Annotated in this window: 16 protein-coding genes; 7 read left to right on the top strand and 9 right to left on the bottom strand. The window is 69.9% G+C overall.

The annotated features are described in order from the left end of the window. Positions 1-2: 2 nt before the first annotated feature. Together ACFWY5_RS08345 and ACFWY5_RS08340 are read right to left on the bottom strand one after the other, a co-directional pair. Positions 3-1,706, bottom strand: a complete 1,704-nt coding sequence (locus tag ACFWY5_RS08345; protein WP_379630917.1) for an asparagine synthase-related protein — start codon at positions 1,704-1,706, stop codon at positions 3-5. Positions 1,707-1,722: 16 nt separating this feature from the next. Next, complete coding sequence (locus ACFWY5_RS08340) at positions 1,723-2,094, bottom strand: MerR family DNA-binding transcriptional regulator (RefSeq protein WP_379609875.1); 372 nt, start codon at positions 2,092-2,094, stop codon at positions 1,723-1,725. 101 nt (positions 2,095-2,195) lie between these two features. Between ACFWY5_RS08340 and ahcY the strand changes: the two genes are divergently transcribed. The 3 genes from ahcY (at position 2,196) to ACFWY5_RS08325 (ending at position 6,483) form a co-directional block, all read left to right on the top strand. Continuing rightward, the gene (gene ahcY / locus ACFWY5_RS08335; RefSeq protein ID WP_379609874.1) at positions 2,196-3,623 is read left to right on the top strand and encodes an adenosylhomocysteinase; all 1,428 of its coding nucleotides are present in this window, start codon (positions 2,196-2,198) and stop codon (positions 3,621-3,623) included. Positions 3,624-3,791: 168 nt separating this feature from the next. Continuing rightward, entirely contained in the window at positions 3,792-5,024 is a 1,233-nt protein-coding gene (locus tag ACFWY5_RS08330; RefSeq protein ID WP_379630916.1) for an adenosylhomocysteinase, read from the top strand. Positions 5,025-5,172: 148 nt separating this feature from the next. Further along, positions 5,173-6,483: an LVIVD repeat-containing protein gene (locus tag ACFWY5_RS08325; RefSeq protein ID WP_379631015.1), complete on the top strand. Its 1,311-nt coding sequence runs from the start codon at positions 5,173-5,175 to the stop codon at positions 6,481-6,483. Positions 6,484-6,540: 57 nt separating this feature from the next. Here ACFWY5_RS08325 and ACFWY5_RS08320 read toward each other — a convergent pair whose 3' ends face one another. Next, entirely contained in the window at positions 6,541-7,173 is a 633-nt protein-coding gene (locus ACFWY5_RS08320; RefSeq protein ID WP_379630915.1) for a DUF305 domain-containing protein, read from the bottom strand. A 164-nt stretch (positions 7,174-7,337) separates the two neighbouring features. Here ACFWY5_RS08320 and ACFWY5_RS08315 point away from each other — a divergent pair, with 164 nt between their 5' ends. From ACFWY5_RS08315 to ACFWY5_RS08305, 3 genes are all read left to right on the top strand, one after another. Further along, entirely contained in the window at positions 7,338-8,750 is a 1,413-nt protein-coding gene (locus ACFWY5_RS08315) for an LVIVD repeat-containing protein (RefSeq protein ID WP_379609871.1), read from the top strand. Positions 8,751-8,772: 22 nt separating this feature from the next. Continuing rightward, the gene (locus tag ACFWY5_RS08310; RefSeq protein ID WP_379631014.1) at positions 8,773-10,155 is read left to right on the top strand and encodes an LVIVD repeat-containing protein; all 1,383 of its coding nucleotides are present in this window, start codon (positions 8,773-8,775) and stop codon (positions 10,153-10,155) included. Between the two features lie 389 nt (positions 10,156-10,544). Continuing rightward, positions 10,545-11,855: an LVIVD repeat-containing protein gene (locus ACFWY5_RS08305; protein ID WP_379610111.1), complete on the top strand. Its 1,311-nt coding sequence runs from the start codon at positions 10,545-10,547 to the stop codon at positions 11,853-11,855. A 4-nt stretch (positions 11,856-11,859) separates the two neighbouring features. Here ACFWY5_RS08305 and ACFWY5_RS08300 read toward each other — a convergent pair whose 3' ends face one another. After that, complete coding sequence (locus tag ACFWY5_RS08300; RefSeq protein ID WP_379630914.1) at positions 11,860-13,197, bottom strand: RDD family protein; 1,338 nt, start codon at positions 13,195-13,197, stop codon at positions 11,860-11,862. 30 nt (positions 13,198-13,227) lie between these two features. On the opposite strand from ACFWY5_RS08300, the gene ACFWY5_RS08295 reads away from it, so the two are divergent. Further along, complete coding sequence (locus ACFWY5_RS08295) at positions 13,228-14,220, top strand: stage II sporulation protein M (RefSeq protein ID WP_379609869.1); 993 nt, start codon at positions 13,228-13,230, stop codon at positions 14,218-14,220. A 41-nt stretch (positions 14,221-14,261) separates the two neighbouring features. Here the strand turns inward: ACFWY5_RS08295 and ACFWY5_RS08290 are convergent, their stop codons facing one another. The 5 genes from ACFWY5_RS08290 to ACFWY5_RS08270 are packed head-to-tail and all read right to left on the bottom strand — an operon-like array spanning position 14,262 to position 19,635. Continuing rightward, positions 14,262-15,641, bottom strand: a complete 1,380-nt coding sequence (locus ACFWY5_RS08290) for a DUF58 domain-containing protein (RefSeq protein ID WP_379609868.1) — start codon at positions 15,639-15,641, stop codon at positions 14,262-14,264. Further along, positions 15,641-16,627, bottom strand: coding sequence for an AAA family ATPase (locus ACFWY5_RS08285; RefSeq protein WP_379609867.1), 987 nt, complete (start codon positions 16,625-16,627; stop codon positions 15,641-15,643). Before ACFWY5_RS08285 ends, ACFWY5_RS08290 begins: the two co-directional genes overlap by 1 nt. After that, positions 16,617-17,756, bottom strand: coding sequence for a DUF4350 domain-containing protein (locus tag ACFWY5_RS08280; RefSeq protein ID WP_379630913.1), 1,140 nt, complete (start codon positions 17,754-17,756; stop codon positions 16,617-16,619). The genes ACFWY5_RS08285 and ACFWY5_RS08280 overlap by 11 nt, the downstream gene beginning before the upstream one ends. Beyond that, the gene (locus ACFWY5_RS08275; RefSeq protein ID WP_379609865.1) at positions 17,753-18,358 is read right to left on the bottom strand and encodes a DUF4129 domain-containing protein; all 606 of its coding nucleotides are present in this window, start codon (positions 18,356-18,358) and stop codon (positions 17,753-17,755) included. The genes ACFWY5_RS08280 and ACFWY5_RS08275 overlap by 4 nt, the downstream gene beginning before the upstream one ends. Further along, positions 18,355-19,635, bottom strand: coding sequence for a glycerophosphoryl diester phosphodiesterase membrane domain-containing protein (locus ACFWY5_RS08270; RefSeq protein WP_379630912.1), 1,281 nt, complete (start codon positions 19,633-19,635; stop codon positions 18,355-18,357). The genes ACFWY5_RS08275 and ACFWY5_RS08270 overlap by 4 nt, the downstream gene beginning before the upstream one ends. Positions 19,636-19,733: the final 98 nt, after the last annotated feature.

Genomic DNA, 19,733 nt, shown 5'->3' with positions numbered 1-19,733 from the left:
TGTTATGACGCAAGCAGCGGACGCTTGGTTGGCACCGTCACCCGCCCGCGCGAGGCGGTCCCCGGCGCGGTGAGATCGGCGCCGAGCAGACCGGCCACCGTGTACAGATGCCAGACGAGCGCGGGCTTGACCAGCCTGCCGCCGTCGAACAGCGCGGGCACCTTGTCCAGGCGCACGATCTCGCCCAGCCGGGCGCACGAGACGATCGTCTCCCGCAGTTCCTCTGCGAGCTCGCGGCCGGGTTCTGTCCGCCAGTTCCAGGGCTTGGGCTTCGGCGCGGTGATGTGGCGGGCCGCCTTGTGCCGCCAGCGCGCGAGCACGCCCTCGGTGCGGAATCGCCACGGCCGGCCCTCCAGCGGCACGTCGGCGAGCGCGGGCGCGAACGTCCTGACGAGCCGGTGGACCAGCCGCTCCGACCGGCGTAGCCCCGGGTCCATGCCGAGCGCCGCGCTGACCACCCGGTTGTCCAGGAACGGCTGCACCGGCGTGCCCCGGCGCAGCATGGCGGCCCGCGCGGCGGCGTGCCAGCGGCCCACGCGGAAGCGCACGTACAGGTGGTCGGGCACGTGGAGGGAGTCCGAGCTCCAGGCCAGTTCCTCGGCGTGGGCGTTGGCCGTCTCCGTGAACAGGCCACGGTTGGACAGGAACAGCGTCTCGGTGCGCCGGCGGACCGCCTCGGGCGTGGTCTCCTCCATGCCGGACAGGTAGCCGCCGCGCAGGATCTCCCCGTTGTGCCCGCCCAGCCGGGGGACGTCGCTGTAGGGGGCGTCGGCGGTGATGTTCTCGTAGGCCGACAGCATGCCCTCGCAGGCGCGCAGGATGTGGTGGACCCGGTCGGCCGGGTGCACGACGGACAGTTCGTTCGCGGTGGTGAGGGCCGGTGCCGTCACCTCGTGCTCCACGCCGAGCGCCGCGGCCACCTGGCGGGCCACCACCACGTCGGGGTGGTCGTCGAAACCCGAGGTGGAGGCGCGGAACGGGATGCCCGCCCCGTGCAGCAGCGCGGCGATCAGGCGGCTGTCGCGGCCACCGGTCAGCGTGACGCGTACCTGGTCCTGGCCGCCGGCCAGGGGGCGCACCGCCTGCACCATTCGCTCGGCCACCTGCGCTGCGCCGGTACGGCCGCGCCCCACGGGCAGCGGCTCGGTGGTCACCGTCAGCCGGTCGCCGATCTCCAGGGTCGAGGCCGGGGGCAGGGCGCTCACCCCTGCGTACGGGGTCTCCTCGGACAGGAAGTAGCCCTGCCTGGCCACGGACTGCAGGGCGGTCAGGTCGTAGCGGACGCCGTCGTGGGCGGCCAGCCGTACCAGGAGGGCGCGGTTTCCCACGACGAACAGGTCGGGCGTCTCGGCGTAGTAGACGGGGTCGGCGGGCGCGATCGAGGTCGAGGCGGTGATCCCGTGCTCGCCGGCACGCAGGAGGGCGAAGCAGCCGGGCTGTCCGGCGGCGGGCCCACGGCCGGGTTCGCCCGGGTGGTGCCCGGCGACGACGGTGATGCCGCCGGGGCCGGACCATGGTTCCCAGGTGGGCTCGTTGGTCCAGGTCAGCACGTGCACGCCGCCGTTCTCCGCGCTCCACTCGCGCGCCCTGACGCGCTCCGGGGCGACGGGGAAGGTCACCGCGATCGACTCGCGGGCGCGCTGGACCGCTTGGCCCAGGGCCTCCTGGCGGTGTGGACGTGCCGAAACTGCCAGGAAAACCCTCATGACGCCCCCCGACGCGCTAGCGATCACCTTTCCTGGGGTTGGATGCGGGAGAGTGTCCGGAGGTTCGCAGAAGGCGGAGCGCCTTCTCCTTCTCGAAGTCGAGCGCGCGGCGCGGGGCCTGCAGCCGGCCGATGCGGATGCCCAGCTCACGTACGGCCTGGGCGACCGCCGGCTCGCTCAGCACGCGCAGCGCGAAGGCCAGTTCGGCGGGGGAGACGTCGAAGCGTCGTTCCAGGTCCACGCCTTGGGCGACGGCCTGGAGTTCTTCGTCGCCGAAGCGCCGGTGGGCGCCCTGCTCGCGTACCGGGGGCAGAAGGCCCAGCGCTTCGCGGTATCTGAGCATTCTGGGCGACATTCCTAGCCGCTTCGCAGCCTCCGTAATCCGCATTCTTACATTCTTACGTCAGATTCGGGGTCTGTGAGTCGCGACTGGCTTCATCTGGTGCCTAAACTCGCAGGCGACAACTTCGTGACACGAGGGGAACCCAGATGGACTTCAAGGTCGCCGACCTTTCGCTGGCCGAGTTCGGGCGCAAGGAGATCCGGCTCGCCGAGCACGAGATGCCCGGCCTCATGGCGGTTCGCAAGGAGTACGCGGCCTCCCAGCCCCTGCGCGGTGCGAAGATCATGGGCTCGCTGCACATGACAATCCAGACCGCCGTCCTCATCGAGACGCTGGTCGCGCTGGGCGCCGAGGTCCGCTGGGTGAGCTGCAACATCTTCTCCACCCAGGACCACGCCGCCGCCGCGGTCGTCGTCGGCCCCAACGGCACCGTCGAGAACCCGCAGGGTGTGCCGGTCTTCGCCTGGAAGGGCGAGACGCTGGAGGAGTACTGGTGGTGCACCGACCAGGCGCTCGCCTGGCCGGGTGGTGACGGCCCCAACATGATCCTGGACGACGGCGGCGACGCCACGCTGCTGGTCCACCGGGGCGCCGAGTACGAGAAGTCCGGCGCCGTACCCTCCGCCACCGAGAACGACCCGGAGGAGTGGCACGTCATCATCGACCTGCTCAAGCGCACGGTCGGTGACGAGAAGCGCTGGACCAAGACCGCCGAGCGCATCAAGGGCGTCACCGAGGAGACCACGACCGGCGTCCACCGCCTGTACGAGATGTTCAAGAACGGCACGCTGCTGTTCCCGGCCATCAACGTCAACGACTCGGTCACCAAGTCGAAGTTCGACAACAAGTACGGCTGCCGCCACTCCGTCATCGACGGCCTCAACCGCGCCACCGACGTGCTCATCGGCGGCAAGGTGGCCGTGATCTGCGGCTACGGCGACGTCGGCAAGGGCTGCGCCGACGCGCTGAAGGGCCAGGGCGCCCGCGTCATCGTCACCGAGATCGACCCGATCTGCGCCCTGCAGGCGGCCATGGACGGCTTCCAGGTCACCACGCTGGACGAGGTCGTCGGCATCGCCGACATCTTCGTGACCACGACCGGCAACTTCGACATCATCCGCGCCGACCACATGGCGAAGATGAAGCACCAGGCGATCGTCTCCAACATCGGCCACTTCGACAACGAGATCGACATGGCCGGCCTCATGAAGACCGAGGGCATCGTCCGCAACAACATCAAGCCCCAGGTCGACGAGTGGATCTTCCCTGACGGTCACAGCATCATCGTGCTGGCCGAGGGCCGCCTGATGAACCTCGGCTGCGCCACCGGCCACCCGAGCTTCGTCATGTCGAACTCCTTCACCAACCAGGTGATCGCGCAGATCGAGCTCTTCGCCAAGACGGAGGAGTACCCGATCGGCGTCTACGTCCTGCCCAAGCACCTGGACGAGAAGGTCGCCCGCCTGCACCTCGACGCCCTGGGCGTCAAGCTCACGACCCTCACCAAGGAGCAGGCCGAGTACATCGGCGTCGACGTCGAGGGCCCGTACAAGCCCGACCACTACCGTTACTAAACCTTTTCTCTAAGTTACGGCAAGCCGCCCCCACGCCACCCGCCGTCGTCGGCGGGCGCCGATCGTGGGGGTCGCTTCTCACGTCGGACGTGGTGCTCGCCGTTACGGCGCCCCCTTGACCGCCTGGGTGGTCTTGGGGGCGCCGCCGTACATGGCCATATCTAGGAGATGTCGATGGAGCTGGGGGAGCGGCGGATCAGCTGGGCGGCTCGGGCCATGCCTGTGCTGACCGCCATCGGGGCGCGCTTTGATGATGAGAAGCCGCTTTCCGGGTTGACCATCGCGGCCTGCCTGCATGTGACTGCCGAGACCGCTGTGCTCATGGGGGCCTTGCGGGCCGGGGGCGCGCGGATCGCTTTGGCGGCTTCCAATCCGTTGTCCACTCAGGATGATGTGGCGGAGGCGCTGGCTGGGTATGACATTTCGGTTTATGCGCGGGCTGGGGTGGATCGGGGGACCTACTACCGGCATATTCATCAAGCGTTGGATATTTCGCCTGATCTGGTGCTTGATGATGGCTGTGACCTGGTCAACATTCTGCACACCGAGCGGACCGATCTTCTCGGGCAGGTTTCCGGGGGGTGTGAGGAGACCACGACCGGGGTCATTCGGTTGCGGCAGATGTCGGCCGAGGGGGCGCTGCGGTTTCCGGTCGTCGCCGTCAACGACACGCGGACCAAGCGGATGTTCGACAACCGCTACGGGACCGGGCAGTCGACGCTCGACGGGATCATGCGCGCCACCAACACCATGCTGGCCGGCAAGACCGTGGTCGTGGCCGGGTTCGGTTACTGCGGGCGGGGTGTGGCCGAGCGGGCCAAGGGGCTCGGGGCCCGGGTGGTCGTCACCGAGGTGGACCCGGTCAAGGCGCTGGACGCCACGCTCCAGGGCTACGAGGTCATGGGGATGGGGCGGGCGGCCGAGGACGGCGACGTGTTCATCACCGTCACCGGCAACCGCGACGTGATCAGGGGCGAGCATCTCGCGGTGATGAAGGACGGGGCGATTCTGGCCAACGCCGGGCACTTCGACGTGGAGATCGACGTGCGGGCGCTCGACGGGCTCGGCGTGGAGGTGCACCGCGGGGTGCGGCCCAACACCGACGAGTACGTGCTGGCCGACGGGCGCCGCCTGCTGTTGCTGGCCGAGGGGCGGCTGGTCAACCTGACGGCGGCCGAGGGGCATCCGGCGGCGGTCATGGACCTGTCGTTCTCCGCCCAGGCTTTGGCCGTGACCTGGCTGGCCAAGGAGCGTTTCGGGCTGGCTCCGGGCGTCTACGACGTACCCGGGGAGATCGACGTGGAGGTCGCGCGGCTCAAGCTGGCCGCGACCGGAGTGGAGATCGACACGCTCACCGCCGAGCAGGAGGAGTACCTGCACTCGTGGCGTTACGGCTCCTGAGTGTGTGACAGAAACCGGACAAACACGGGTTCGATCATTAGATAGGCGGATAATTCGGGGCACTTCCATCCGTAGGAGGCCTCCGGTGAGAATCGCCGTCTTATCCTCCCGCCTGGCTGCCATAGCAGCTCTGGCTCTGGCCACCGTCATGGCCGGGACGCCCGCGAACGCCGCGGACGACGTCGTCAAGAGCGACAACATCCGTCTGGAAGCGCACCTCGACCTGCCGGCCGGTGCGGCCGTCAACAGCGACCTCGCCTTCCAGGGGGACTACGCCTACGTCGGCAACTTCAACGGGTTCTCCATCTACAACATCAAGAACCCGAAGTCGCCCCAGCTCGTCAGCTCGGTGAGCTGTCCGGGCGGTCAGATGGACGTGACGATCCTGGGTGACGTCCTGGTCACCTCGGTCGACTCCTCCCGCAACAATGACTCCTGCCAGAGCACGCCGCAGAGCGCGACGGTCAAGGAGTCCTGGGAGGGCGTGCGGATCTTCGACGTCAGCGACAAGCGCAACCCCAGGTACGTCAAGTCCGTCGAGACGAACTGCGGCTCCCACACGCACACCCTGGTGCCCGCCAGAGGGCGCGACGCCAGGAAGTTCTTCTACGTCTACGTCTCCTCCTACCTGCCCGCGGCCAACTTCCCCGACTGCCAGCCGCCGCACGACAAGATCTCGGTCGTGAAGGTGCCGTTCGCCAACCCGGCGGCGGCCTCGCTGGTGGGCACCCCGGTCGTCTTCCCCGACGGCGGCAACGAGACCCAGCCCGGCCTGCTGCTGCCCACGAGCGGCTGCCACGACATCACCGTCTACGCCGAGAAGGACCTCGCCGCCGGCGCCTGCATGGGAGATGGCGTGATCTTCGACATCCGTGACCGGGAACGGCCGCGGATCAAGGCCAGGACGACCGACCCGAACTTCGCGTTCTGGCACTCGGCCACGTTCAACAACGACGGAAACAAGGTCGTCTTCACCGACGAGCTCGGCGGCGGCGTCGAGGCCATGTGCACCACCGCGCAGGCCCCGAACCGCGGCGCCGACGCGATCTACGAGCTGCGCGGCCACCGGCTGGTCTTCAAGAGCTACTACAAGATCTCCCGCCCGCAGACCGACCAGGAGAACTGCGTCGCCCACAACGGCTCGCTGCTGCCGGTCAAGGGCCGCGACATCATGGTCCAGGCCTGGTACCAGGGCGGCCTGTCGGTGTGGGACTTCACCGACTCCTCGCGGCCCAAGGAGATCGCCTTCTACGACCAGGGACCGGTCGACCCGACGCAGCTCGTGCTGGGCGGCTACTGGTCCACGTACTACTACAACGGCTACATCTACGGCAGCGAGATCGCCCGCGGGTTCGACGTGCTCAAGGTCGACGACCGGCGGACGAACTCGGCCAACCGCGTGAAGCTGTCCCTGCTCAACGCGCAGACCCAGTCCCGCTATCCCGAGCGCGGCTGGTAAGAGCCCTTCTCCGGGGTACGGCTCGCGGCCCGGCGGGCCGTACCCACTGAGGAGCTTCTAGAGCTCTGACTGGATCTGCTGCATGCGGCGGATCTCGGCCGCCTGGGTGACGCCGACGTCGTTGGCCAGCTCCTCGACCCTGATGTGCGAGCCGCCCTTGAGCACCTGCTCGGTCATCGTGAGCGCGCCCAGGTGGTGCTTGATCATCAGTTCCAGGAAGAGTTTGTCGAACGCCTTGCCGGTGGCGGCCTTGAGCGCCGCCATCTGCTCCGGCGTGGCCATGCCCGGCATGCCCTGGTGCTGCGCGTGGTGCTCGGGCACCTTCTGGCTCTGTTCCTGGAGCCAGGTGGTCATGTACTGGATCTCGGGGCCCTGGGCGTCCTTGATCCGCGACGCGAGGCCCTTGACCCTGGCCGCCTCGGCCCGGTTCGGGGCGAGAACCGACATGTCCAGCGCTTGGCGGTGATGGATGATCATGTCCTGCATGTACTTGATGTCCGAGGCGTTGGCCGTCGGCGACGGTACGGCCGTGGCGGCCTCGGAGGGTGACAGCGTCTTGGCGCTCTCCCCGGGACGGCCCGGCGCGATGACGGGAGCCGTGGAGTCGGCACGAGGGGGTGTCTGCTTCTCGCCGGTGCACCCGGCGAGGGCGACAACCGCGCCCATGACGACGATGAGCGCGACGCGCAACTGGCCTCCCTGACTACCCCATGTCGTAAAAGCGCACTCTAGACGACGATCGCGCAGGTTGGAAGACGGCAAATTGCTACAAACTTTGACAGCTTGCGTGCTGGCCAAATGACCGTTTTCGTACGAAAATTTCTTCATTTATGCCCCCTTTATAGGAGGACTAAGTGTTATCCCCCCGCAGGGCCCTCATCGTGCTCGGTGCCGCCATCGCCCTGGTCGGAGGTGTGCTGCCCGCTCAGGCGGCCGACATCCCCGCCCCCGGCGAGGTGGTCATGAGCGACAACATGCGGCAGGTCACGAACGTTCCGAAGCCCGCCGCGCTCGCCGACATCAACACCGACATGGCCTTCCAGGGCAACTACGCCTACGTCGGCAACTACTACGGCTTCTCGATCTACGACATCCGGCGTCCTTCGCGGACGTCGCTGGTCAGCTCCGTGATCTGCCCGGGCGGCCAGATGGACGTCTCCGTCTACGGTGACCTGCTCTTCGCCGCCGTCGACTCCTCCCGCAACAACGACTCCTGCAGCAGTACCGGCCAGAGCGCCACGATCAAGGAGTCCTGGGAAGGCGTCCGGATCTTCGACATCAGCGACAAGACCAACCCCAAGTACATCAAGTCGGTCGAGACGAACTGCGGCTCGCACACCCTGAGCCTCGTGCCCGGCAAGGGCCACGACCGCCGGCGCAACCTCTACGTGTACGTCTCCTCCTACAGCCCCCGGGCCGACTTCCCGGACTGCGGCGTACCGCACGACAAGATCTCGATCATCAAGGTGCCCCTGCGCAACCCGACGGCCGCCGCCGTCGCCGCCACGCCGGTGCTCTTCCCCGACGGCGGCAACCCCGGGGTTCCGCTGCCCTACCCGGACGGCAAGTCGGCCACCAGCGGCTGCCACGACATCACCGTCTACGCCGAGAAGGACATCGCGGCCGGCGCCTGCATGGGCGAAGGCATCCTGATGGACATCTCCGACCGCCTCAACCCCAGGGTCACCGCCACCGTCCGTGACGACGTCAACTTCGCGTTCTGGCACTCGGCGACCTTCAACAACAACGGCAACAAGGTCGTCTTCACCGACGAACTCGGTGGCGGCGGCGCGGCCACCTGCAACACCGTCATCGGCCCGAACCGCGGCGCCAACGCCTACTACGACATCCGCAGGGGCCAGCTCAAGTTCAAGAGCTACTTCAAGATCCCGCGCCCGCAGGCGGACACGGAGAACTGCGTCGCCCACAACGGCTCGCTGATCCCGGTCAAGGGCAAGGACATCATGGTCCAGGCCTGGTACCAGGGCGGCATCTCGATCGTCGACTTCACCGACTCGGCCCGCCCGAAGGAGATCGGCTGGTACGAGCGCGGCCCCGACAACACCGCCCCGGCCCTGTCCGGCGGCTTCTGGTCGGCCTACTACTACAACGGCCACATCTACGGCTCCGACTTCAACCTCGGGCTCGACGTGCTGTCGATCGACGACCGGCGTACCGACCAGGCCAAGCGTGTCCGCCTGGACAGCCTCAACCCCCAGACCCAGACCTCTTACCCCGACCGTGGTCACGGTCACGACCACGACTGACCAGGAGGACTCTCCCTTGCTGCTGTCCAAGTCACGGCGCTTCCTCGTCGCGGCCGGTGCCGCCGTCGCCTTAGCGGCGACGGCGGTTCCCGCGGCCGCCAACGACATCCCACCGGTCGACACGGTGGTGACCAGCCCGAACGTCTCGCACGTGCTCAACGTGCCCAAGCCGGCCCCGATCGCCGCCACCATCAACACCGACATCGCCTTCCAGGGCAACTACGCCTATGTCGGCAACTACGGCGGTTTCTCCATCTACGACATCAGCAACCCGAAGCGGACCAAGGTCGTCAGCTCGGTCGTCTGCCCCGGTTCCCAGATGGACGTCTCCGTCTACGGCGACCTGCTCTTCGCCGCCGTAGACTCCTCCCGCAACAACGACTCCTGCAGCAGCACCGGCCAGAGCGCCACGATCAAGGAGTCCTGGGAAGGCGTCCGGATCTTCGACGTCAGCGACAAGGCCAACCCCAAGTACATCAAGTCGGTCGAGACGAACTGCGGTTCGCACACGCTGACCCTGGTGCCGGGCAAGGGCCACGACCGCCGGCGCAACCTCTACGTGTACGTCTCGTCGTACCTGCCCGCGGCGAACTTCCCCGACTGCGCGCCGCCGCACGACAAGATCTCCATCATCAAGGTCCCGCTGCGCGACCCGACGGCCGCCGCGGTCGCCGCCACGCCGGTCGTCTTCCCCGACGGCGGCAACGAGACCCAGCCCGGCCTGCTGGTGCCCACCAGCGGCTGCCACGACATCACCGCCTACGCCGAGAAGGACATCGCGGCCGGCGCCTGCATGGGTGACGGCGTGCTGTTCGACATCCGCGACCGGCTCAACCCGAAGGTGACCGCCAGGACCACCGACCCGAACTTCGCGTTCTGGCACTCGGCGACGTTCACCAACGACGCCAGAAAGGTCGTCTTCACCGACGAGCTCGGCGGCGGCGGCGCGGCCACCTGCAACGAGGCGACCGGCCCGACCCGCGGCGCCAACGCCTACTACGACATCCGCAGGGGCCAGCTCAAGTTCCGCAGCTACTTCAAGATCCCCCGCCACCAGGCGGACAGCGAGAACTGCGTGGCCCACAACGGCTCGCTCATCCCGGTCAAGGGCAAGGACATCATGGTCCAGGCCTGGTACCAGGGCGGCGTCTCGTTCGTGGACTTCACGGACATCTCGCGGCCGCGTGAGTTCGGGTACTTCGAGCGGGGGCCGGCCAGCCAGGGTGGCGGCGGCATCTGGTCGGCGTACTACTACAACGGCTACATCTACGCGGCCGACTTCCACAACGGCCTCGACGTGCTCAAGGTCAACGACCCACTGGTCCGCGGCGCCGACCGCGTCCGCACCGACCGCCTCAACGTCCAGACCCAGGAGTCTTACCGGGATTGGGGCTGGGACCACTAGCCGCTCTTCTCGGATTCCCCAACCCAACGCTCGCCCCCACGCCCTTCGTGGGGGCGAGCCCCTTTCTCCGGTCCGCTCTCACCGCTGCCTTTCGCCCCTTCGCCGGGTCGCCTCCTTCCGCTCGATCCGGTCGTTGCCGCCCTTCTCCGCGGGTCTCCTCCCCGTGCACACTGTGCGGCTTCTCGTCTGGCGTGGGTTTCCGTCACGGCCCTCCATCCCCTACGGCAAGCCGCCCCACCGCCACCCGCCGTCGTGTGCGGGCGCCGATCGTGGGGGTCGCTTCTCACGTCGGACGGGGTCGGGCGCCGTTACGGTCAAGATTGCTGACATAGTGGGACATCAGGTGATCAGGGGAGGTCTGTGTGGTGTCCAGAGTCGGCAGGGTCCTGATGTCCGCGGTGGCCGGACTGGCGCTCCTGGGAGCCGTGCCCGCCCACGCGACCGAGAAGCCCGAGAAGCCCGAGACCAGCGCCAACGTCAAGCACGTGGCCAATGTGCCGAAACAGGGGCCCTTCGCCGCCGAGGACGCCTACAACACCGACCTGGCCTTCCAGGGGCGGTACGCGTACCAGGGCAACTACAACGGCTTCACCGTGTACGACATCGGCGATCCGGCCAAGCCGCGGGTCGTCAGCCGCGTTTCTTGTCCGGGGGCGCAGAACGACGTTTCCGTTGTCGGGAAGCTGCTGTTCCTGTCGGTGGACGAGTCGCGTACCGGTGACTCGTGCTCCAGCGAGTACGGTTCGCCGACGGACAAGGGCGCCTGGGAAGGCATCCGGATCTTCGACATCAGTGACAAGGCGCGGCCCAAGTACATCAAGGCCGTGAAGACCGCCTGCGGCTCCCACACGCACACGCTGGTGCCGGACAAGAAGGGCAAGGCGGTCTACCTCTACGTCTCCTCGTACGGGCCGGGGGACATTCTCGCCGGGTGCAAGCCGCCGCACGACAAGATCTCCATCGTCAAGGTGCCGCTGAAGAAGCCCACCGCGGCCAAGGTCGTCGCCACGCCCGTGCTCTTCCCCGAGCAGTCCGGCGGGCCGACCACCTCCGGCTGCCACGACATCACCGTGTACCCGGCCAAGGACCTCGCCGCCGGCGCCTGCATGGGCGACGGGGTGCTGCTCGACATCGCCGACCGCGAGAAGCCGAAGGTCACCGCCCGCGTCACCGACGAGAACTTCGCCTTCTGGCACTCGGCCACGTTCAACAACGCGGGCACCAAGGTGTTCTTCACCGACGAGCTCGGCGGCGGCGCCGCGGGCGTCTGCGACAAGGCCACCGGGCCCGAGCGGGGCGCCGACGCCGTGTACGACATCTCCGGCGTGGAGCTGGCCAAGCGGGCGTACTTCAAGATTCCCCGCACCCAGGACAAGCGCCAGAACTGCGTCGCCCACAACGGCTCGCTCATCCCCGTCAAGGGCAAGGACATCATGGTCCAGGCCTGGTACCAGGGCGGCGTGTCGTTCGTCGACTTCACCGACCCTGCCCGGCCGCAGGAGATCGGCTACTTCGAGCGCCCGCCGTTCAAGGGCAGCGACATCGCCGGCTCCTGGTCGGCGTACTACTACAACGGGTACGTCTACAGCAGCGACATCCAAAAGGGCCTGGACGTGCTGCGCATCGACGACCCGCGCACCGACCCGGCCAAGAACGTGAAGTTCAAGATCCTCAACACCCAGACCCAGTACGGCTACTGACGTCCTAGGCAGGCGGCGCGAACCCGCCCGGCGTGACACCGGGCGGCTCCTCCGGCCTGCGGTAGTCGGGCAACGCCGTGGGCCGCCGGTCCACCCCGGGCCCCGCCTGGACGGGACCTGGCTGGGCGGGGTGCGGCATCGGGTGCTGCGGGCTCACGTGGCCGGGCTGCCATCCCGTCTCGGGCTGACCGGGCGCCTGCGGTCCCTGGGGCGACGGAAGCGTGGGGCCCGGGTGCCATCCCGTCGCGGGCTGGGGCTGGGCCGCCTGCTGGGCGGGCGCCGACTGTCCGGGCAATGCCCAAGGGTTCGGCGAAACGGTCCCCGGCGGCGAAGGCTGCGGCACCGAGGGCTGCGGCACCGGCGACGCCGACTGCGGCACCTGCCAAGGCTGGGACCACGGTGCGGCCGGTTCCTGCTGAGCCCATCGACCCGGCGGCACCGGAGCGGGCTGGGCGCCGACGGGCTGCGGGTGCGGGGCGCCGGGAGGCTGAGCCCAGGGGGCCTGGGGCGCGGGGATGGGCTGCTGGGTGTGCGGGGGGCCGGCGGGCTGGACGGGTTGGGGGCCTGGGGGTTGAGACCAGGGGGCTGGGAGGCGGGTGTGGCGGGCGAGCCGTACCTCCTCGCGGCGGCGGCGCTCGGCCAGGACGGCGCTCAGGTACGCGTGCGGCGGCGCGCCACCGGGGGCGGCGGGCGAGACGTAGGAGGCGACCTGGTTGGCGATGCGCACACCCATCTCGTGCTGTACGGCGGGCGCGAGGTCATACCAGCGCGCCAGGTACTGCCGGGCCGCCGAGGCCACGTCGTCGGGCAACTGGGACAGCTCCAGCCGCGCGGCCCAGGCGGCCAGCTGAGGCGGCATCACGATCGCCTGGGTGGTGTCGCGCGGCGCCCGTTCCGAGATCACGATCGTCCCGGCGAACACGTCACCGAGCCGCTTGCCGCGCTGCGAGACCAGGGACGAGATCAGGGCCGGGGCGCCGGAGAACATCCAGAACTCCATCACCCCCGCCAGCCCCCGCATCAACGCCTGCCGGAACCGCTCCGGACTGCCGTCGTCACCCACCACCCGCAGGCCGAGCGCCAGTTTGCCCAGGCTGCGTCCGCGCGTGGCCGTCTCGAAGATGACGGGGTAGCCGACGATCACCAGCACGACCATGACGATGTTGGCCGCGGCGAACAACGCGGAGTCGCTGATGCCCGCGAAATTGAGCAGCAGGACGGCGAACCCGATCATCAGAACGCCCTGGACCAGCATGTCGATCACGACCGCGACGGCCCGCGAGGGCATCTGCGCCACGCGTACTTCGACGACGACGGCGTCTCCCGTCACAACCTCGGACATACCGGGAGCCTAGTCGGTGACAATGGTCGGGTGGATATCGACGCGTTCATCGCCGCACACCGTCCCACCTGGGATCGGCTGGATCATCTGGTCAAGCACCGCGGCAGGCTGACCGGGGCGGAGGTGGACGAGCTCGTCGAGCTGTACCAGCGGGTGTCGACGCACCTGTCCATCGTCCGCTCGGCCTCGACCGACGCGATGCTGACCGGCCGCCTGTCCGCCCTGGTGGCGCGGGCGCGTTCGGCGGTGACGGGGGCGCACGTGCCGGCCTGGCGGGAATTCGCGCGCTTCTTCACGGTGTCGTTCCCCGTGGTGGCCTACCGGGCGCGGTGGTGGTGGCTGGCGGCGACGGTGGCGTTCGTCGTCGTGTCGTGGGTGATGGGCGCGTGGGTCGCGGGCAACCCCGAGGTACAGCGGGCGATCGCCACCCCGGAGGAGATCACCCAGCTGGTCGAGCACGACTTCGCCGACTACTACTCGGAGAATCCGGCGGCGTCCTTCGCCAGCCGGGTGTGGATCAACAACGCGTGGGTGGCCGCGCTGATGCTCATCGGCGCCATCTTCATGGGTCTGCCCATCCCCTACTTCCTGTTCCAGAACGCCGCCAACGTGGCCGTTTCCGGCGGGCTCATGGCCTCCCGCGGCAAGCTCGACATCTTCTTCGGCCTGATCACCCCGCACGGCCTGCTGGAGCTGACGGCGGTCTTCCTGGCCGCGGCGGTGGGCCTGCGACTGGGCTGGACGGTCATCGACCCAGGTCCCAGGAGGCGCGCCGAGGCGCTGGCCGAGCAGGGCAGGGCGGTGATGAGCGTGGCCATGGGCCTGGTCGTGGTGCTGTTCGTGTCGGGCCTGATCGAAGCATTCGTCACCCCGTCCGGCCTGCCGACCTGGGCCCGCATCGCCATCGGCGTCCTGGCGGAGGCGGCCTTCCTGGCGTACGTGGTCTTCTATGGCCGCCGGGCCATGCGTGCCCAGGAGACCGGCGACGTGGAACGCGCCCCCGACCTCGCCCCCACGGCCTGACCTCGGGCACAGACACGGCTCAGAGGCGGCTCAGACACGGCTCACAGGCGGCCGGCGGCCTTCAGGGCGAGGTAGGCGTCGGCCAGGGCGGGGGCGATGTCCTCAGGGGCGGCGTCCACGACCTCGACCCCGTGGCGGCGCAGCCTCGCGGTGATCCGGCGGCGTTCGATGCGGGTGTATTCGGCGGCCGCGGCGTCGTACACCTCCTCCGCCGTCGCCTTGCGGCCCGCCATGTCGGCCACCGCCGGGTCGGACACGCCGGCGACCAGGACCAGATGGCGCGAGGACAGCTGGGGCAGGACCGGCATCAGGCCCTCGTCCAGCGCCGACGCGTTCAGGTCGGTCAGCAGGACCACGAGGCAGCGGCGCTTCGCGCGGGACAGGATGCCGGCCACCATACCGGGGGAGTCGGCTTCGACGAGTTCCGCCTCGATGGGGGCCATCGAGTTGACGAGCGCGGTGAGCAACTCGGTTCGGGAGGCGCCGGAGACCCAGGCGCGCACCGCGCGGTCGTAGGCGAGGAAGTCGACGCGGTCGCCGGCGCGGGCGGCCAGGGCGGCCAGCAGCAGCGCGGCGTCCATGGACCAGTCCAGGCGGGGCCAGCCGGGGACGGGGCGGGCCTGGTCAGGCGAGGTGAGGGACTCCAGGGGCGCCCTGCCGGTGTCGCCGGTCAGCGGGACGGGGGCGGTGCCCACGCGGCCGGCGGACGTGCGGCCGGTGTCCAGGACGATGAGGACCCTGCGGTCGCGTTCGGGACGCCACGTGCGGACGACCACGTCGTGGCGGCGGGCGCTGGCCCGCCAGTCGATGGAACGCACGTCGTCGCCGACCACGTACTCGCGCAGCGAGTCGAACTCGGTGCCCTGGCCGCGTACCAGCGCGGGGTGCTGGCCTTCGAGCTCACGCAGCTTGGCCAGGCGCGAGGGCAGGTGCTTGCGGGACAGGAACGGCGGCAGCACGCGTACCGACCAGGGCGCGCTGTGGGCGCCCTGCCTGGCGGCCAGGCCGAGCGGGCCCACGGAGCGGACCGTCACCGAGGCGGAGGCGCGGTCGCCGCGCCTGGTCGGGGTCAGCGTCACGACCAGGCGGCGGCGTTCGCCCGCCGGGACGTCCAGCTTCAGCTCGCGGGGTGTGGCTCCGGCCGAGGGCGGCCAGGCGTCTCTGAGCACGCCCTGGACCCTGCGGGGGCCGGGGTTCTCCACGGTCAGCTCGATGGTGCCGGTCTGGCCGAGCCGTACCAGATTGTCGCCTGAGCGGTGGAAGCGCAGCGGGCGCACGGAGCCCGCGAGCACGAGGTCGACGGTGATCGCGGCGGCCAGCACGAACAGCCAGCCGAGCAGCGCGAACCCGGGCTCGGGCGCGATCAGCACCACCACGATCCCCACCGCCGCGACCAGCGCGGCCCGCCCCGTGAGAGCCATCAGCGCGGGACCGGGACCGAGGCCAGGATGCCGTCGAGCAGGCCGTCGGCGGTCGCGCCCTCCAGCTCGGCCTCCGGCCGCAGCTGGATGCGGTGGCGCAGCGCCGGACGGGCCAGCGCCTTGACGTCGTCCGGAGTGACGTACGGCCGGCCGGACAGCCACGCCCACGCCCGCGCGGCGGCCAGCAGCGCGGTGGCGCCACGCGGCGAGACGCCGAGCTGCAGCGACGGCGAGGTGCGCGTGGCCCGGCCGACGTCGACGATGTAGCTGAGCACCTCGGGCGCCACGTGCACCTTCGCGACGGCCTCGCGGCCCGCGGCGAGGTCCTCGGCGGTGGCCACGGGCTTGATCTCCGACAGGTCGCGCGGGTCGAAGCCGTTCGCGTGGCGCTGGAGCACCGCGATCTCCTGCTCGCGCGGCGGCAGCGGCACGGTCAGCTTCAGCAGGAACCGGTCGAGCTGGGCCTCGGGGAGCTGGTAGGTGCCCTCGTACTCGACGGGGTTCTGGGTCGCGCACACCACGAACGGATCGGGCAGCATGCGCGCGGTGCCCTCGACGCTGACCTGCCGCTCCTCCATGGCCTCCAGCAGCGCGGCCTGCGTCTTCGGCGGCGTGCGGTTGATCTCGTCGGCGAGCATGAGGTTGGTGAAGACCGGTCCCTCGCGGAACTCGAACTCGGCGGTCTTCGCGTCGTAGATCAGCGAGCCGGTCACGTCGCCGGGCATCAGGTCGGGGGTGAACTGCACCCGCTTGAAGTCCAGGGACAGTGCCGACGACAGCGTACGCACCATCAGGGTCTTGGCGACGCCGGGTACGCCTTCGAGCAGCACGTGCCCGCGGCACAGCAGTGCGATGACCAGGCCCGTCACCACCGCGTCCTGGCCGACCACGGCCTTGGACACCTCGGCACGCAGCGCGCCCAGCGCTTCCCTGGCCGAGTCGCCCCGGGCGGTGGCCGCGACGCGCGTCGTCTCCTCAGTGTTCACGCACGATCCTTTCGATGAATTCCAAGTATCGGGCCAGAGCGACGAGCCCGGCGTCGTCGGCGGGCGGCGGGCCGTACAGCGCGCCGCCGACCTGATGCGCGTCCTGTCCCGTCCGTACGGCCACCGCCGTCACGACCTCATGCTGACCGGCGCCGGGCGCGAGCCCGACCCGGGGCGTCAGCCGGTCGACGGTCCCGGCCCTGAGCACGGCGGCGGCCCGTTCCCTGGCCCGCCTGGCCCGGTAGAGGCGCCCGCGGCCCTCGACGGTCTCGGCGGCGCGCACCACGACGGGCAGCTTCTCGGCGACGACGGGCCCGAGCCTGCGCCCGCGCCAGTAGGCGGTGACGAGCACGGCCAGGCAGGCGGCGAGCACCGCCCACGGCACGCTGTCCGGCACCAGTTCGCCCAGCGACTTGCCGCCCGCCCCGGCCAGGCTGCCGGTCGGCGGCTGTTCGGGACGTACCAGCCAGGTGACGGCCGGCTTGGTTCCGAGCAGGTTGAGCGCGAGCGCGGCGTTGCCGTCCTCGGCCAGGTACTGGTTGGTCATGAACGCGCCGTCGCCGAGCACGGTGACCGTGCCGCCCTCGCCGGGCGCCTGGACCAGCGCGGAGCCCTTCTCGCCCGGGTAACAGCCGTTGGCGCCCCTGAACAGGTCGCCGCCCAGATACGCGCTGCCCGCGGCTCTGGCGGCCGGCAGGTCGCACTCGGGCTCTCGCGAGCGCACCCGGGCCGACTCGGACTGCGGCCTGATGCTGGGAGCCAGCAGGCCGAGCCCCTCCAGGTCGCCGACGATCACCCGGTCGCCCCGAAGGTGGGCGAGCTGCTCGAGTTGCTGCCAGTCGAAGTAGGCGGTGTGGGTGACGAGCAGGAGCCTGCCCTCGCCCTTGGCGAGCGCGGCGTCGATCGAGTCGACCCTGTCGACGGTGACGCCGCGCTTGCGCAGCAGCTCGGCCAGCGCCTTCGAGCCTTCCAGCGAGGTGTCGGCGGGGTCGAGGCGGCGTGCCTCGCGGGCGCCGGGCGCGAGGACCACGCCGATGATCGCGGTCAGCGCGACGAGGGCGCCGAGCGCGATCCAGAACCGGCCGGCCCGCCACAGCGAACCCGTGGTGGGTGAGGTGCTCACACTCATGCCAGCACCGGCTTCGCCGCCTGGAGCCGCTGGTCCAGGGAGGTCATCGCGTCGTAGGCGGCGGGGGTGCCGGGCACGTCGCCGTAGGTGACGTCGTCGAAGGAGCGCGCCGCGGCGGCCAGTTCGCCGGCGAACGCGGGCAGCGCGGCCCCCGCCTCCGCGGCCAGTTCGTCGGCGGTGCGGCCGGGCATGCCGTTCACGAGCGCGCGCTCCTCCAGGTCACGGGCGATGGCGCGCAGGCGTTCCTGGAGCGCCTCGCTCCAGTGCTGCTCGGCGGCCAGCCGCTCGGCGATGGCGCGGTGCTCTGCGGCGGTCAGCGTGCGATCGTCGAAGACGAGGCCGGTGGCGGGGGCGTTGCGCCGGGACGTCTTGCGCAGCCGCCAGACGACCAGCGCCGCGACGCCGAGGATGATCAGCCCGATGAGGATCGCCGCGATGACGCCGCCCGCGGCGCCGCCGCCCGTCGCGGCGTCCAGCAGGTCGCCGATGAACTGCTGGACCACGCGGGTGATGCGGGCGAGCAGCCCTTCCTTCTCGTACTCGGGCCTGAGCAGCTCTTCCGCGGCGCGTCGCTGCGCCTCGTCCCGGCCTATCGGGGTCACGACCGGGCGGCGTTCGACGGGTGCCAGAGCTCGTCAGCGGAGGAGTGCACCCACCCCTGTCGCTGCTGTTCGATCGCCGCGGTCTGGAGGACCAGGTCGAAGGCCTCGCTGCGCATCCTGCGGTCGGCGTAGAGCAGACCGGCGACCGCCGCCTGGAACGGGTAGACGATCATCGAGGCCAGCGTGGCGCCGATCGCGATCAGGACGGCGCTGATCGCGACCACGCCGACGCCGTCGGCGCCCGTCACGCCCAATAGCTGCGCGGCGAAGGAGAAGGGGATGCTCAGAACGCTGCTGACCAGGTACGCCAGAATCCCGGTCAGGAGCAGGATGCCGAGCACGCGCCAGAAGTCGCCGGTGACCAGCCGCCACGAGCGCTTCATGGCCTCGACCGGCCCGCGGCCCTCCAGCACCACGATGGGCGCGGCGAAGGCGAACCTGGTGGTGAAGAACAACGCGTACACGGCGTACAGCAGGAGCATCAGGAGGCCCAGCCCGATCAGGCCGAACGCGCCCTCCGCCGAGCTGGTGTTCAGGCCGAGGACGACGAAGAGCGCCACCAGCGGTACGACAGGTGCCAGCATCACCAGCCCGACCAGCACCACGACGCCGAACAGCGCCCCGATCCTGCCCTTGACCAGGTTCCACGCCTCGCCGGGCGTGATCTTTCCGCCGAAGACCGAACGGCCGAGGATGCGGGTCAGGATGCCGGTGAGCACGGTGGTCACGACGAAGCCGACGACCGCCGAGACGAGGATGCCGCTGTAGCCGGCGACGATGGTGCCGAACATCCCGCCGCTGGTGACGCTCTCCGGGTCGCGGCTGAGCGTGTTCAGCTGGCCGTTCATCACCGCGGTGGCGATCGCCACGGGCACCGAGGCGAGTGCGGCGGCCAGCGCCGACATGCCGAGGATGGCCTTCGGGTTGGAGCGGATGAACTTGATGGAGCCGTCGAGGATGTCGCCGAGCCCCAGCGGGCGCAGCGGGATGATGCCGGGCCGCAGGTGCTGCGGCGGCGGCATGTGGCCGTATCCGGGCGGAGGCGGCAACTGCTGGTACGGCTGCGCTCCGGGAGGGGGCGGCGGGGGAGGAGGGGGCTGTTGCCGCGCGCCGTAGGGCGGGGGCGGAGGCGGCTGCTCACCGTACGGCTGACCGTAGGAGGCCGGCTGCGGCCCGGATCCGGGCGCGGTCCATGGGGAAGCCGGCGGCGCGCCGTAGGGTGGGGGCTGCTCGGCCGACCATCCTGGTGGCCGCTCGGGCGAAGGACCGTCTGACATATCCCAATCCTGGCATGGTGGGCGACTCATTGGGGTCACGCGGTCGTTTCGCCCGGCTGAACTACCCCTGCATTCCAGGGTGTTTCCGGCCCGGGCAG

The sequence above is a fragment of the Nonomuraea sp. NPDC059007 genome (assembly GCF_042740555.1).
Taxonomy (GTDB): Bacteria; Actinomycetota; Actinomycetes; order Streptosporangiales; family Streptosporangiaceae; genus Nonomuraea.
This window is presented reverse-complemented; position numbering and strand designations above follow the sequence as displayed.

Bases quoted from the DNA above. Each gene is read 5' to 3' on its own strand.
- ACFWY5_RS08345 (WP_379630917.1), bottom strand. From the start codon at position 1,706: ATGAGGGTTTTCCTGGCAGTTTCGGCACGTCCACACCGCCAGGAGGCC.
- ACFWY5_RS08340 (WP_379609875.1), bottom strand. From the start codon at position 2,094: ATGCGGATTACGGAGGCTGCGAAGCGGCTAGGAATGTCGCCCAGAATG.
- ahcY (WP_379609874.1), top strand. From the start codon at position 2,196: ATGGACTTCAAGGTCGCCGACCTTTCGCTGGCCGAGTTCGGGCGCAAG.
- ACFWY5_RS08330 (WP_379630916.1), top strand. From the start codon at position 3,792: ATGTCGATGGAGCTGGGGGAGCGGCGGATCAGCTGGGCGGCTCGGGCC.
- ACFWY5_RS08325 (WP_379631015.1), top strand. From the start codon at position 5,173: ATGGCCGGGACGCCCGCGAACGCCGCGGACGACGTCGTCAAGAGCGAC.
- ACFWY5_RS08305 (WP_379610111.1), top strand. From the start codon at position 10,545: ATGTCCGCGGTGGCCGGACTGGCGCTCCTGGGAGCCGTGCCCGCCCAC.
- ACFWY5_RS08300 (WP_379630914.1), bottom strand. From the start codon at position 13,197: ATGTCCGAGGTTGTGACGGGAGACGCCGTCGTCGTCGAAGTACGCGTG.
- ACFWY5_RS08290 (WP_379609868.1), bottom strand. From the start codon at position 15,641: ATGGCTCTCACGGGGCGGGCCGCGCTGGTCGCGGCGGTGGGGATCGTG.
- ACFWY5_RS08280 (WP_379630913.1), bottom strand. From the start codon at position 17,756: ATGAGTGTGAGCACCTCACCCACCACGGGTTCGCTGTGGCGGGCCGGC.
- ACFWY5_RS08270 (WP_379630912.1), bottom strand. From the start codon at position 19,635: ATGTCAGACGGTCCTTCGCCCGAGCGGCCACCAGGATGGTCGGCCGAG.